The organism is Yersinia thracica (assembly GCF_902170565.1).
GTDB classification, from domain to species: Bacteria; Pseudomonadota; Gammaproteobacteria; order Enterobacterales; family Enterobacteriaceae; genus Yersinia; species Yersinia thracica.
Window position 1 is genome coordinate 43,974 of record NZ_CABHXX010000136.1, and the last position, 14,057, is coordinate 58,030.

Here is a 14,057-nt window from a genome sequence, read left to right on the forward strand (position 1 = left end):
TAAGTCAGGTAGCCGAGTTCTAAGATGCGGGCATCGTATAATGGCTATTACCTCAGCCTTCCAAGCTGATGATGTGGGTTCGATTCCCACTGCCCGCTCCAAGATGTGCTGATATGGCTCAGTTGGTAGAGCGCACCCTTGGTAAGGGTGAGGTCGGCAGTTCGAATCTGCCTATCAGCACCACTTCTCATTTTCTCGTCCCCTGATTTTCTTTCTGTGTTATGGATTCAGCAAGCATGCGCTTGGTTGATGTGGTGAAACCACCGATTCCGTGTCTTAGAGGGACAATCGATGTCTAAAGAAAAGTTTGAACGTACAAAACCGCACGTTAATGTGGGTACTATCGGCCACGTTGACCATGGTAAAACTACCCTAACTGCTGCAATCACCACCGTTCTGGCTAAAACCTACGGCGGGAGTGCTCGTGCATTCGACCAGATTGACAACGCTCCGGAAGAGAAGGCGCGTGGTATCACCATCAACACGTCTCATGTTGAATATGACACCCCGTCTCGTCACTATGCGCACGTTGACTGCCCAGGGCACGCCGACTACGTTAAAAACATGATCACCGGTGCTGCTCAGATGGACGGCGCGATCTTGGTTGTTGCTGCAACTGATGGCCCTATGCCACAGACTCGTGAGCACATCCTGTTGGGCCGTCAGGTTGGTGTTCCTTACATCATCGTATTCATGAACAAATGTGACATGGTTGATGATGAGGAACTGTTGGAACTGGTAGAGATGGAAGTGCGTGATCTTCTGTCTACTTACGATTTCCCAGGCGATGATACGCCGGTTGTGCGTGGTTCAGCGCTGAAAGCATTGGAAGGCGAACCTGAGTGGGAAGCGAAAATTATCGAACTGGCTGGCTACCTGGATTCTTACATCCCTGAACCAGAGCGTGCTATTGATAAGCCATTCCTGTTGCCAATCGAAGACGTATTCTCTATCTCTGGCCGCGGTACGGTTGTAACGGGTCGTGTAGAGCGCGGTATCGTTAAAGTTGGCGAAGAAGTAGAAATTGTCGGCCTGAAAGATACGGTTAAATCTACTTGTACTGGCGTTGAAATGTTCCGCAAACTGCTGGACGAAGGCCGTGCTGGTGAGAACGTTGGTGTTCTGCTGCGTGGTATCAAACGTGAAGATATCGAACGTGGTCAGGTTCTGGCTAAACCGGGTTCTATCAAGCCACACACCAAATTTGAATCAGAAGTTTATATTCTGAGCAAAGACGAAGGCGGTCGTCATACTCCGTTCTTCAAAGGCTACCGTCCTCAGTTCTACTTCCGTACAACTGACGTAACCGGTACTATTGAATTGCCAGAAGGCGTTGAGATGGTGATGCCAGGTGATAACATTCAAATGATTGTTAACCTGATTGCGCCTATCGCAATGGATGACGGTCTGCGCTTCGCGATTCGTGAAGGCGGTCGTACGGTCGGTGCTGGCGTTGTTGCAAAAGTCATTGAATAAGATTTGACGCGACATGTGATAAAAGGGCATCATTTGATGCCCTTTTTATACGTTGTCATACTAGAACCTATCTCATCAGCGGTTTTTTCATCATAATTACTGGTGAGATGGGCTCTGGAAGTACGGCGAATAGTGCTGAGTGGTGCCGATTAGAGAATTTCTAGCGCATCCTTCGGCTTGGTTTGCTTTGCGGTGCGAAGCAAAGTTGTTTGTTCTGAATCATAGTGACAGGTTGGTTTATGAGTGCGAATACCGAGGCTCCAGGGAGCGGACGCGGCCTGGAAACGGCTAAATGGCTAATCGTTGCTGTATTATTAGTTGCCGCTATTGTTGGTAATTATTATTACCGTGATTTCAGCCTGCCGCTGCGCGCGTTGGCAGTTGTAGTAATTATCGCTGTTGCTGGTGCTGTTGCGCTGATGACGGCAAAAGGTAAAGCCACTGTTGCGTTTGCTCGTGAAGCACGCACGGAAGTGCGTAAAGTGATTTGGCCTACCCGTCAGGAAACTCTGCACACAACGTTAATCGTTGCTGCGGTAACTGCTGTAATGTCACTGATTCTATGGGGGCTGGATGGTATTCTGGTCCGCCTGGTATCATTTATTACTGGCCTGAGGTTCTAAGATGTCTGAAGCACCCAAAAAGCGTTGGTACGTCGTTCAGGCGTTTTCCGGTTTTGAAGGCCGCGTAGCTCAATCGCTGCGTGAGCATATCAAGTTAAATGACATGGAAGAGCTGTTTGGCGAAGTCATGGTCCCAACGGAAGAAGTCGTCGAAATTCGTGGCGGTCAACGTCGTAAAAGTGAACGTAAATTCTTCCCAGGCTATGTACTGGTTCAGATGGTGATGGAAGATGCCAGCTGGCACTTAGTGCGTAGCGTGCCACGTGTAATGGGCTTTATCGGTGGTACATCCGATCGCCCGGCACCAATCAGTGATAAAGAAGTTGATGCGATTATGAATCGCCTTCAACAAGTGGGTGATAAACCACGTCCTAAAACACTGTTTGAACCAGGTGAACTGGTACGTGTTAGCGATGGTCCGTTCGCAGACTTTAACGGTGTCGTTGAAGAAGTGGACTATGAAAAGAGTCGCTTGAAAGTGTCTGTTTCCATCTTTGGCCGTGCAACACCGGTCGAACTGGATTTCAGCCAGGTAGAAAAAGGCTGATTCATTTTTCACCATTGGTTGAAATTTGAGTCTTGTCTTAGGCGCGAAATTACAATATAATTTCGCGCCTTTTGTTTTTAGATGTCTTGCTTTTTGTCATGCGTGGCAATTTATTTCATAGTAAATAATAGCGGGACAAAACACGGGGAGCCTCGAACGCGAGGCGATATTACCCAAATCGAGGAAATCGTAAATGGCTAAGAAAGTACAAGCCTATGTCAAGCTGCAAGTTGCAGCTGGTATGGCGAACCCAAGTCCACCAGTTGGCCCAGCATTGGGTCAGCAGGGTGTTAACATCATGGAATTCTGTAAAGCGTTCAATGCTAAGACTGAAAGCATTGAAAAAGGCCTGCCGATCCCTGTTGTTATTACTGTTTATTCTGATCGCTCTTTCACTTTCGTTACTAAAACCCCGCCAGCAGCAGTTCTGCTGAAAAAAGCGGCAGGTATTAAGTCTGGTTCTGGCGTGCCGAACAAAGACAAAGTAGGTAAAGTGACCAGTGCTCAGGTCCGTGAAATCGCAGAAACCAAAGCTGCGGATATGACTGGTGCTTCAATTGACGACATGATGCGTTCAATCGAAGGTACTGCTCGTTCCATGGGCCTGGTAGTGGAGGGTTAATAAATGGCTAAGCTGACCAAGCGCATGCGCGTGATCCGTGACAAAGTTGATGTTACTAAGCAATATGATATCAACGAAGCTGTTGCCCTGCTGAAAGAGCTGGCTACTGCTAAATTCGTAGAAAGCGTGGACGTTGCCGTTAATCTCGGTATCGATGCACGTAAATCTGACCAGAACGTTCGTGGCGCAACTGTGTTGCCACATGGTACTGGCCGTTCAGTTCGTGTTGCTGTTTTCGCTCAGGGTGCAAACGCTGAAGCTGCGAAAGAAGCAGGCGCTGAATTGGTAGGTATGGAAGATCTGGCTGATCAAATCAAGAAAGGCGAAATGAACTTCGACGTTGTTATTGCTTCCCCGGATGCAATGCGCGTTGTAGGTCAATTAGGCCAAATCTTGGGCCCACGTGGCCTGATGCCAAACCCTAAAGTGGGTACTGTTACTCCTAACGTTGCTGAAGCAGTTAAGAATGCTAAAGCAGGTCAGGTTCGTTATCGCAACGACAAAAACGGTATTATCCACACGACCATTGGTAAAGTTGATTTCGACTCAGAAAAGTTGAGAGAAAACTTAGAATCTCTGGTTGTTGCGCTGAAGCGTGCTAAACCTGCTACAGCGAAAGGCGTTTATATCAAGAAAATCAGCCTGTCCACTACCATGGGCGCCGGCGTTGCGATTGATCAAAGCGGCCTGTCAGCAGTAGTGAGCTAATCACTATTTGCTTTTATCGCTTTACGTGGACGTAAGGTTTGTCTAGAATCTTACGCCCATGCTTCTGTTGATGGCTTATTTGTTAATGACAAATGTGCAATCGGTAGAAAACAGAATTTTCGGTTGGAGCTTGGCCTTATCCAAGCCTCCGTCCAAGACCGCAGGTGTGTTGCGAAGCACTTAATTTCCTGCGTAGACGGTGACAGAACCTGAAGAAATTTTTTCTTTCTTTATTTGTTTATAAAGAATGATAAAGAATAGTCTTTGCTGGATTCTGCTCACCGTGTTTCAACGCCCGCTCACTGCAATTTTGTTGTGAGTTGGGTGACGTGAGTTCCGGGGAATTAATCCCCGGTTAATCCAGGAGCAAGAACTAATGGCACTAAATCTTCAAGGCAAACAAGCGATTGTTGCTGAAGTTAAAGAAGTAGCCAAAGGTGCGCTGTCTGCGGTTGTTGCGGATTCTCGTGGCGTTACCGTTGATAAAATGACTGAACTGCGTAAAGCAGGTCGTGAAGCTGGCGTTCACATGCAAGTTGTTCGTAACACCTTGCTGCGTCGCATTGTTGAAGGCACTCCGTTCGAATGCCTGAAAGACACGTTTGTTGGTCCAACCTTGATTGCATTCTCTTCAGAACACCCGGGCGCAGCTGCTCGTTTGTTCAAAGCATTTGCTAAAGATAATGCGAAATTTGAGGTTAAAGCAGCAGCCTTTGAAGGCGAGTTAATCCCTGCGGCTCAGATCGACCGCCTGGCAACTCTGCCAACCTACGAAGAAGCAATCGCACGTCTGATGGGAACCATGAAAGAAGCCGCTGCTGGCAAATTGGTTCGTACATTGGCTGCGCTGCGTGACCAAAAAGAAGCTGAAGCGGCTTAATTCGCCCTCACTTTTTAAGTCATTGCTTTTTAACGTATAAACTATTTCTGTATTTTAGGAACACTTGTTATGTCAACTATCACTAAAGACCAAATTCTTGAAGGCGTTGCAGCTCTGTCTGTAATGGAAATCGTTGAACTGATCTCTGCTATGGAAGAGAAATTCGGCGTTTCAGCTGCTGCTGTTGCTGCAGGTCCTGCTGCTGCTGCTGAAGCTGTAGAAGAACAAACTGAATTCAACGTTGTTCTGGCTTCATTCGGCGACAACAAAGTTGCAGTAATCAAAGCTGTTCGCGGCGCAACTGGCCTGGGCTTGAAAGAAGCTAAAGACCTGGTTGAATCTGCACCTGCAGTTCTGAAAGAAGGCGTGAACAAAGACGAAGCTGAAACTCTGAAAAAATCTCTGGAAGAAGCTGGTGCTTCTGTTGAGATCAAGTAAGTTAAGCTTTGAGTTTGCAGCCTAACTTATAGGCTGATGGCTGGTGACTTTTTAGTCATCAGCCTTTTTGCGCTGTAGGGCGTTAGTCGCATTTCACACTGTTTAGCGGCTAACTAACCCCTAATATTCCTTTCTATTGACGACTTAATATACTGCGTTCTCAGCTACGACCCACTCGGGTAGCTCGGTAGTCAAAGTAACGCGATGAAATGGTTTAAGAGTGATAGAAAAGAGTATTCCGAGAAGTGTTTCGACTTCTCATTCTAAATAATAGTGTTGCATGACCTGTCCTGGTTTCAGGGCAGACAGAGTGGGTCGACTTTTCAGCGAGCTGAGGAACCCTATGGTTTACTCCTATACCGAGAAAAAACGTATTCGTAAGGATTTTGGTAAACGTCCACAAGTTTTGGACATACCTTATCTCCTTTCTATCCAACTTGACTCGTTCCAGAAGTTTATCGAGCAAGATCCTGAAGGACAACACGGTCTGGAAGCAGCATTCCGTTCTGTGTTTCCAATCCAGAGCTACAGCGGCAATTCGGAGCTGCAATACGTTAGCTACCGTCTTGGTGAGCCAGTATTTGACGTCAAAGAGTGCCAGATCCGTGGTGTGACTTATTCCGCACCGCTGCGCGTTAAATTGCGCTTGGTAATCTATGAGCGTGAAGCTCCGGAAGGTACGGTCAAAGACATCAAAGAACAAGAAGTCTACATGGGTGAAATTCCACTCATGACCGAAAACGGTACCTTTGTCATTAACGGTACTGAGAGGGTTATCGTATCTCAGCTGCACCGTAGTCCTGGCGTATTCTTTGACAGCGATAAGGGTAAAACCCATTCCTCGGGTAAAGTGCTGTATAACGCACGTATCATCCCTTACCGCGGTTCATGGTTAGATTTCGAGTTTGACCCGAAAGACAACCTGTTTGTCCGTATTGACCGTCGTCGTAAGTTGCCGGCAACCATCATTCTGCGTGCATTGAATTTCACCACAACACAGATCCTTGATCTGTTCTTTGACAAAGTGGTCTTTGAGATTCGTGACAACAAGCTGCAGATGGAATTGGTTCCAGAGCGCTTGCGCGGTGAAACGGCATCCTTTGATATTGAAGCGAATGGCAAAGTTTACGTCGAGAAAGCGCGTCGTATTACTGCACGTCATATTCGCCAGCTTGAAAAAGACGGTATTGATCGCATCGAAGTTCCGGTTGAATACATTGCCGGTAAAGTGGTCGCAAAAGACTACATTGATGAGAACACTGGTGAGCTAATCTGTGCAGCCAACATGGAGCTGTCACTGGATTTGCTGGCTAAGTTGAGCCAGTCTGGCCACAAGCAAATCGAAACATTGTTCACCAACGACCTGGATCACGGTGCTTATATCTCCGAGACCCTGCGTGTTGACCCAACCAGCGATCGTCTGAGCGCTTTGGTTGAGATCTACCGCATGATGCGTCCTGGTGAGCCACCAACACGTGAAGCAGCTGAAAATCTGTTTGAGAATCTGTTCTTCTCTGAAGACCGCTACGATTTGTCTGCGGTTGGCCGGATGAAGTTCAACCGTTCTCTGTTGCGTGACGAGATCGAAGGTTCCGGTATCCTGAGCAAAGAAGACATCACAGAAGTGATGAAGAAGCTCATCGATATCCGTAACGGTAAAGGCGAAGTGGATGATATCGACCACTTAGGCAACCGTCGTATTCGTTCCGTTGGTGAAATGGCTGAAAACCAGTTCCGTGTAGGTCTGGTTCGTGTTGAGCGTGCGGTTAAGGAGCGTTTGTCTCTGGGCGACCTCGACACACTGATGCCTCAGGACATGATCAACGCTAAGCCGATCTCGGCTGCGGTGAAAGAGTTCTTTGGTTCCAGCCAGCTGTCACAATTTATGGACCAGAACAACCCGTTGTCTGAGATTACGCATAAACGCCGTATCTCTGCATTGGGCCCGGGCGGTTTGACCCGTGAACGTGCTGGCTTTGAAGTTCGAGATGTACACCCGACTCACTATGGTCGCGTATGTCCAATCGAAACGCCAGAAGGTCCAAACATCGGTCTGATCAACTCCTTGTCCGTGTACGCACAGACCAATGAGTATGGTTTCCTGGAAACACCTTATCGTCGTGTACGTGATGGTGTAGTGACCGATGAAATTAACTATCTGTCTGCTATTGAAGAAGGCAACTTCGTTATCGCTCAGGCGAACTCCAACTTGGATGATGAAGGTCGCTTCTTGGAAGACTTGGTCACTTGTCGTAGCAAAGGCGAATCAAGCCTGTTTAGCCGCGATCAAGTTGACTATATGGACGTATCTACCCAGCAGATCGTATCCGTTGGTGCTTCTCTGATTCCATTCTTGGAACACGATGACGCCAACCGCGCCTTGATGGGTGCAAACATGCAACGTCAGGCGGTTCCTACTCTGCGTGCTGATAAGCCGTTGGTGGGTACTGGTATGGAACGTGCGGTAGCGGTTGACTCAGGGGTAACCTCTGTAGCCAAGCGTGGCGGTACTGTTCAGTATGTAGATGCATCTCGTATCGTGATTAAAGTTAACGAAGACGAAATGTATCCGGGCGAAGCAGGTATTGATATTTATAACCTGACCAAATACACCCGTTCTAACCAGAACACCTGTATCAACCAGATGCCGTGTGTGAATCTGGGTGAGCCAATCGAGCGTGGCGACGTGCTGGCAGATGGCCCATCAACAGACCTGGGCGAACTGGCATTGGGTCAGAACATGCGCGTAGCCTTCATGCCTTGGAACGGTTACAACTTCGAAGACTCCATCTTGGTCTCCGAGCGCGTGGTGCAAGAAGATCGTTTCACGACTATTCACATTCAAGAACTGGCCTGTGTGTCTCGTGACACTAAGCTGGGGCCAGAAGAGATCACTGCTGATATCCCGAATGTCGGTGAAGCTGCACTCTCCAAACTGGATGAATCCGGTATCGTATATATCGGTGCTGAAGTGACTGGCGGTGATATTCTGGTGGGTAAGGTAACACCTAAAGGTGAAACCCAGCTGACGCCAGAAGAGAAGCTGTTACGTGCGATCTTCGGTGAGAAAGCGTCTGACGTTAAAGACTCTTCTCTGCGTGTACCAAACGGTGTTTCCGGTACGGTTATCGACGTACAAGTCTTTACTCGCGATGGCGTAGAAAAAGACAAACGTGCGTTGGAAATCGAAGAGATGCAACTGAAGCAGGCCAAGAAAGACCTGACTGAAGAATTGCAGATCCTGGAAGCAGGCCTGTTTGCACGTATCCATGCAGTACTGGTTTCTGGTGGCATCGAAGCTGACAAGCTGAGCAAATTACCACGTGATCGCTGGCTGGAACTTGGCCTGACCGATGAAGACAAGCAAAACCAGCTGGAACAGTTGGCAGAGCAGTACGACGAAATGAAATCCGAATTCGAGAAGAAGATGGATGCCAAGCGTCGTAAGATCACCCAAGGTGATGATTTGGCACCAGGCGTGCTGAAGATCGTCAAGGTGTATCTGGCGGTTAAACGTCAGATTCAACCGGGTGACAAGATGGCCGGTCGTCACGGTAACAAAGGTGTTATCTCCAAGATTAACCCGATCGAAGATATGCCTTACGATGAAAACGGTACGCCGGTAGACATCGTTCTGAACCCGCTGGGCGTACCATCGCGTATGAACATCGGTCAGATTTTGGAAACCCACTTAGGGATGGCAGCGAAAGGCATCGGCGAGAAAATCAACGCCATGCTGAAGAAGCAGGAGGAAGTTGCCAAACTGCGTGAGTTTATCCAGAAAGCCTACGATCTGGGCGATAACGTTTGTCAGAAAGTTGATCTGAGCACCTTCACCGATGACGAAGTATTGCGTCTGGCTGAGAACCTGAAAAAAGGTATGCCAATCGCAACGCCAGTGTTCGATGGTGCGACAGAGAAAGAAATCAAGGAACTGTTACAGCTGGGTGGCCTGCCAACTTCTGGTCAGATTACTCTGTTTGACGGCCGTACCGGTGAGCAGTTCGAACGCCAGGTTACTGTCGGCTACATGTATATGCTGAAACTGAACCACTTGGTTGATGACAAGATGCATGCGCGTTCTACCGGTTCTTACAGCCTGGTTACTCAGCAGCCGCTGGGTGGTAAGGCTCAGTTCGGTGGTCAGCGCTTCGGTGAGATGGAAGTGTGGGCGTTGGAAGCTTATGGCGCCGCGTACACATTGCAGGAAATGCTTACCGTCAAGTCCGACGATGTAAACGGCCGTACCAAGATGTACAAAAACATCGTGGATGGCGATCACCGTATGGAACCAGGCATGCCGGAGTCCTTCAACGTATTGTTGAAAGAAATCCGCTCGCTGGGCATCAATATCGAGCTGGAAGAAGAGTAATTCTTCTCCAGACGGCAGACTTTGACAGCCGGGAGTCTGCTGGTGGTTCGCACTGGTCACAGGGGCGCTCAAACTTAGGTTTTTATATTCTTAGGCTTGAGCGCCTATCAGGTCTAACTCCGACAGGAGCCAATCCGTGAAAGACTTATTAAAGTTTCTGAAAGCGCAAACTAAGACCGAAGAGTTTGATGCGATCAAAATTGCTCTGGCCTCGCCAGACATGATCCGTTCATGGTCGTTCGGCGAAGTTAAAAAGCCGGAAACCATTAACTACCGTACGTTCAAACCAGAACGTGACGGCCTTTTCTGCGCCCGTATCTTTGGCCCAGTAAAAGATTACGAATGCCTGTGCGGTAAGTACAAGCGTTTGAAACACCGTGGTGTTATTTGTGAGAAATGCGGCGTTGAAGTGACTCAAACCAAAGTACGCCGCGAGCGTATGGGTCACATCGAGCTGGCTTCTCCCACTGCGCACATCTGGTTCCTGAAATCGCTGCCATCCCGCATCGGTTTGCTGCTGGATATGCCATTACGTGACATCGAACGCGTACTGTACTTCGAATCCTATGTGGTTATTGAAGGCGGTATGACCAACTTGGAACGCCGTCAGATCCTGACTGAAGAGCAGTATCTGGACGCGTTGGAAGAGTTTGGTGATGAGTTCGACGCGAAAATGGGCGCCGAAGCTATTCAGGCCCTGTTGAAAAACATGGATCTGGAAGCAGAGTGCGAGATCCTGCGTGAAGAATTGAACGAAACAAATTCTGAAACCAAGCGTAAGAAGCTGACCAAGCGTATCAAGCTGCTGGAAGCGTTCGTACAGTCTGGCAACAAGCCAGAGTGGATGATCCTGACCGTGCTGCCTGTGTTGCCGCCAGACTTGCGTCCATTGGTACCGTTGGATGGTGGTCGTTTTGCGACGTCTGATCTGAACGATTTGTATCGTCGCGTGATCAACCGTAACAACCGTCTGAAACGCCTGCTTGACTTGGCTGCTCCTGACATCATTGTGCGCAACGAAAAGCGTATGCTGCAAGAAGCAGTAGATGCATTGCTGGATAACGGCCGTCGTGGTCGTGCGATTACCGGCTCTAACAAGCGTCCGTTGAAGTCACTGGCTGACATGATCAAAGGTAAGCAAGGTCGTTTCCGTCAGAACTTGCTGGGTAAACGTGTTGACTACTCAGGTCGTTCGGTAATCACCGTTGGTCCATACCTGCGTCTGCATCAGTGCGGCCTGCCTAAGAAAATGGCTCTTGAGCTGTTCAAACCGTTCATCTACGGCAAGCTAGAATTGCGTGGTCTTGCTACCACCATTAAAGCTGCTAAGAAGATGGTTGAGCGTGAAGAAGCCGTTGTTTGGGATATCCTGGATGAAGTTATCCGCGAGCACCCAGTGCTGCTGAACCGTGCACCAACCCTTCACCGTTTGGGTATCCAGGCGTTTGAACCGGTTCTGATCGAAGGTAAAGCCATCCAGTTGCATCCACTGGTTTGTGCGGCATATAACGCCGACTTCGATGGTGACCAAATGGCTGTTCACGTACCGCTGACACTGGAAGCTCAGTTAGAAGCACGTGCGTTGATGATGTCGACCAACAACATTCTGTCACCAGCGAACGGCGAGCCAATCATCGTTCCTTCTCAGGACGTTGTATTGGGTCTGTATTACATGACCCGTGACTGTGTTAACGCCAAAGGCGAAGGCATGGTTCTGACTGGTCCGAAAGAAGCTGAGCGTATTTATCGTGCTGGTCTGGCATCTCTGCATGCCCGCGTAAAAGTGCGTATTACTGAAGAAATTCGTAATGTCGAAGGCGAAAGCATTACGCGTACCAGTATTATCGATACGACAGTCGGCCGTGCTATTTTGTGGATGATCGTTCCACAAGGCCTGCCTTACTCTATCGTGAACCAGCCGCTGGGCAAAAAAGCTATCTCCAAGATGCTGAACACTTGTTACCGCATCCTGGGTTTGAAGCCAACGGTTATCTTTGCTGACCAGATCATGTACACCGGTTTTGCTTACGCAGCACGCTCAGGTGCCTCTGTAGGTATCGATGACATGGTTATCCCAGATGCGAAAGCAGGGATCATCGAAGAAGCTGAAACTGAAGTTGCTGAGATCCAGGAGCAGTTCCAATCTGGTCTGGTAACGGCAGGCGAACGTTATAACAAAGTGATCGATATCTGGGCCGCGGCTAACGAACGTGTTGCCAAGGCGATGATGGATAACTTGTCGGTAGAAGATGTTGTCAACCGTGACGGCGTTGTCGAACAGCAAGTGTCATTCAACAGCATCTTTATGATGGCCGACTCCGGTGCGCGTGGTTCTGCAGCACAGATTCGTCAGCTGGCAGGGATGCGAGGCCTGATGGCTAAGCCAGATGGTTCGATCATTGAAACGCCAATCACCGCGAACTTCCGTGAAGGTTTGAACGTACTTCAGTACTTCATCTCAACCCACGGTGCGCGTAAAGGTTTGGCGGATACCGCATTGAAAACTGCGAACTCCGGTTACCTGACCCGTCGTTTAGTTGACGTGGCACAGGATCTGGTGGTGACTGAGGATGATTGTGGTACCCATAACGGTATCGTGATGACCCCAGTTATCGAAGGTGGTGATGTTAAAGAGCCACTGCGTGACCGTGTACTGGGTCGTGTGACTGCAGAAGAAGTTATCAAACCGGGTACGGCTGATATTCTTGTTCCGCGTAACACCCTGCTGGACGAAAAATGGTGTGATCTGTTAGAAGAAAACTCCGTCGACAGCGTTAAAGTTCGTTCAGTAGTCAGCTGTGAAACTGACTTTGGTGTGTGTGCAAACTGCTATGGTCGCGACCTGGCACGTGGCCACATCATCAACAAAGGTGAAGCGGTTGGTGTTATTGCAGCACAGTCCATCGGTGAGCCGGGTACCCAGCTTACGATGCGTACGTTCCACATCGGTGGTGCGGCATCTCGTGCGGCAGCAGAGTCCAGCATTCAGGTTAAGAACAAAGGCAGCTTGAAACTGAGCAACGTCAAGTTCGTTACCAATGCAGCGGGCAAGCTGGTTATTACTTCTCGTAATACTGAGCTGAAGCTGATCGACGAATTCGGCCGTACTAAAGAAAGCTACAAAGTGCCTTACGGTGCTGTAATGGCTAAAGGCGATGGCGCAGAAGTCCAGGGCGGCGAAACCGTTGCTAACTGGGATCCGCACATCATGCCAGTTGTCACTGAAGTGAGCGGTTTCATCCGCTTCGCGGACATGGTTGACGGCCAGACCATTACACGCCAGACCGACGAACTGACTGGTTTGTCTTCTCTGGTAGTACTGGACAGCGCAGAGCGTACTGGTAGCGGTAAAGACCTGCGTCCGGCACTGAAAATCGTTGATGCCAAAGGCGACGATGTATTGATTCCAGGTACGGATATGCCTGCTCAATACTTCCTGCCAGGTAAAGCGATTGTTCAGCTGGAAGACGGTATTCAAATTGGTGCGGGTGATACCCTGGCGCGTATTCCTCAGGAATCAAGCGGTACCAAGGATATTACCGGTGGTCTGCCACGTGTTGCTGACTTGTTCGAAGCTCGTCGTCCGAAAGAGCCTGCAATCCTGGCTGAAATCAGCGGGATTATCTCGTTCGGTAAAGAGACCAAAGGCAAGCGTCGTCTGGTGATTTCACCATTGGATGGTAGTGATGCATACGAAGAGATGATTCCAAAATGGCGTCAGCTCAACGTGTTCGAAGGTGAAATTGTAGAACGCGGTGACGTGGTTTCCGACGGCCCAGAATCTCCACACGACATTCTGCGTCTGCGTGGCGTTCACGCGGTTACCCGTTACATCACCAACGAAGTGCAGGAAGTTTACCGTCTGCAAGGCGTTAAGATAAACGATAAACACATTGAAGTTATCGTTCGTCAGATGCTGCGTAAAGGCACCATCGTTGATGCAGGTAGCACCGACTTCCTGGAAGGCGAGCAGGCAGAAATGTCTCGCGTTAAAATCGCTAACCGTAAGCTGGCAGCTGAAGGTAAAATTGAGGCTACGTTCACCCGTGACCTGCTGGGTATCACCAAGGCATCCTTGGCGACCGAGTCCTTCATCTCTGCGGCTTCGTTCCAGGAAACCACGCGCGTTCTTACTGAAGCGGCAGTTGCCGGTAAACGTGATGAACTGCGCGGCCTGAAAGAAAACGTCATCGTGGGCCGTCTGATCCCAGCCGGTACCGGTTACGCTTATCATCAGGAACGTGCACGCCGTAAAGCACAGAGTGAAGCACCAGTGGTTCCGCAAGTCAGCGCGGATGAAGCGACTGCTAACCTGGCTGAATTGCTCAACGCCGGTTTTGGTAACAACAAAGGCTAATCCCTTTGTCAGTCACCAAAGTAAAAACCGCTCC

Annotated in this window: 9 protein-coding genes and 2 tRNA genes; all 11 read left to right on the forward strand. The window is 49.1% G+C overall.

Annotated elements, in window-relative coordinates:
* The first annotated feature begins 26 nt into the window (after positions 1-26).
* Positions 27-101, forward strand: a tRNA-Gly gene (locus tag FTA91_RS19565).
* Between the two features lie 6 nt (positions 102-107).
* A tRNA-Thr gene (locus FTA91_RS19570) sits at positions 108-183 on the forward strand.
* 108 nt (positions 184-291) lie between these two features.
* Positions 292-1,476 carry an elongation factor Tu gene (gene tuf, locus FTA91_RS19575; RefSeq protein WP_004393380.1) on the forward strand — a complete coding sequence of 395 codons (1,185 nt, stop codon included), beginning with the start codon at positions 292-294 and terminating at the stop codon, positions 1,474-1,476.
* Positions 1,477-1,715: 239 nt separating this feature from the next.
* Entirely contained in the window at positions 1,716-2,099 is a 384-nt protein-coding gene (secE, locus tag FTA91_RS19585; RefSeq protein ID WP_004704671.1) for a preprotein translocase subunit SecE, read from the forward strand.
* A 1-nt stretch (position 2,100) separates the two neighbouring features.
* Positions 2,101-2,646 carry a transcription termination/antitermination protein NusG gene (nusG, locus tag FTA91_RS19590; protein ID WP_038638415.1) on the forward strand — a complete coding sequence of 182 codons (546 nt, stop codon included), beginning with the start codon at positions 2,101-2,103 and terminating at the stop codon, positions 2,644-2,646.
* A 193-nt stretch (positions 2,647-2,839) separates the two neighbouring features.
* Positions 2,840-3,268: a 50S ribosomal protein L11 gene (gene rplK / locus FTA91_RS19595; RefSeq protein ID WP_050116435.1), complete on the forward strand. Its 429-nt coding sequence runs from the start codon at positions 2,840-2,842 to the stop codon at positions 3,266-3,268.
* A 3-nt stretch (positions 3,269-3,271) separates the two neighbouring features.
* Positions 3,272-3,976 (forward strand): 50S ribosomal protein L1, encoded by a 705-nt coding sequence (rplA, locus tag FTA91_RS19600; protein WP_050116436.1) that lies wholly within the window; start codon positions 3,272-3,274, stop codon positions 3,974-3,976.
* A gap of 376 nt (positions 3,977-4,352) precedes the next feature.
* Complete coding sequence (gene rplJ, locus FTA91_RS19605) at positions 4,353-4,856, forward strand: 50S ribosomal protein L10 (protein ID WP_004393386.1); 504 nt, start codon at positions 4,353-4,355, stop codon at positions 4,854-4,856.
* A gap of 69 nt (positions 4,857-4,925) precedes the next feature.
* Positions 4,926-5,294, forward strand: a complete 369-nt coding sequence (gene rplL, locus FTA91_RS19610) for a 50S ribosomal protein L7/L12 (protein ID WP_050116437.1) — start codon at positions 4,926-4,928, stop codon at positions 5,292-5,294.
* Positions 5,295-5,637: 343 nt separating this feature from the next.
* The gene (gene rpoB / locus FTA91_RS19615) at positions 5,638-9,666 is read left to right on the forward strand and encodes a DNA-directed RNA polymerase subunit beta (RefSeq protein WP_048618187.1); all 4,029 of its coding nucleotides are present in this window, start codon (positions 5,638-5,640) and stop codon (positions 9,664-9,666) included.
* Positions 9,667-9,802: 136 nt separating this feature from the next.
* Positions 9,803-14,023: a DNA-directed RNA polymerase subunit beta' gene (gene rpoC, locus FTA91_RS19620; RefSeq protein ID WP_050116438.1), complete on the forward strand. Its 4,221-nt coding sequence runs from the start codon at positions 9,803-9,805 to the stop codon at positions 14,021-14,023.
* Positions 14,024-14,057 lie beyond the last annotated feature (34 nt).

What these genes read in the sequence shown, in the direction of transcription:
- tuf (WP_004393380.1), top strand. Translation starts at nt 292, where the DNA reads ATGTCTAAAGAAAAGTTTGAACGTACAAAACCGCACGTTAATGTGGGT.
- secE (WP_004704671.1), top strand. Translation starts at nt 1,716, where the DNA reads ATGAGTGCGAATACCGAGGCTCCAGGGAGCGGACGCGGCCTGGAAACG.
- nusG (WP_038638415.1), top strand. Translation starts at nt 2,101, where the DNA reads ATGTCTGAAGCACCCAAAAAGCGTTGGTACGTCGTTCAGGCGTTTTCC.
- rplK (WP_050116435.1), top strand. Translation starts at nt 2,840, where the DNA reads ATGGCTAAGAAAGTACAAGCCTATGTCAAGCTGCAAGTTGCAGCTGGT.
- rplA (WP_050116436.1), top strand. Translation starts at nt 3,272, where the DNA reads ATGGCTAAGCTGACCAAGCGCATGCGCGTGATCCGTGACAAAGTTGAT.
- rplJ (WP_004393386.1), top strand. Translation starts at nt 4,353, where the DNA reads ATGGCACTAAATCTTCAAGGCAAACAAGCGATTGTTGCTGAAGTTAAA.
- rplL (WP_050116437.1), top strand. Translation starts at nt 4,926, where the DNA reads ATGTCAACTATCACTAAAGACCAAATTCTTGAAGGCGTTGCAGCTCTG.
- rpoB (WP_048618187.1), top strand. Translation starts at nt 5,638, where the DNA reads ATGGTTTACTCCTATACCGAGAAAAAACGTATTCGTAAGGATTTTGGT.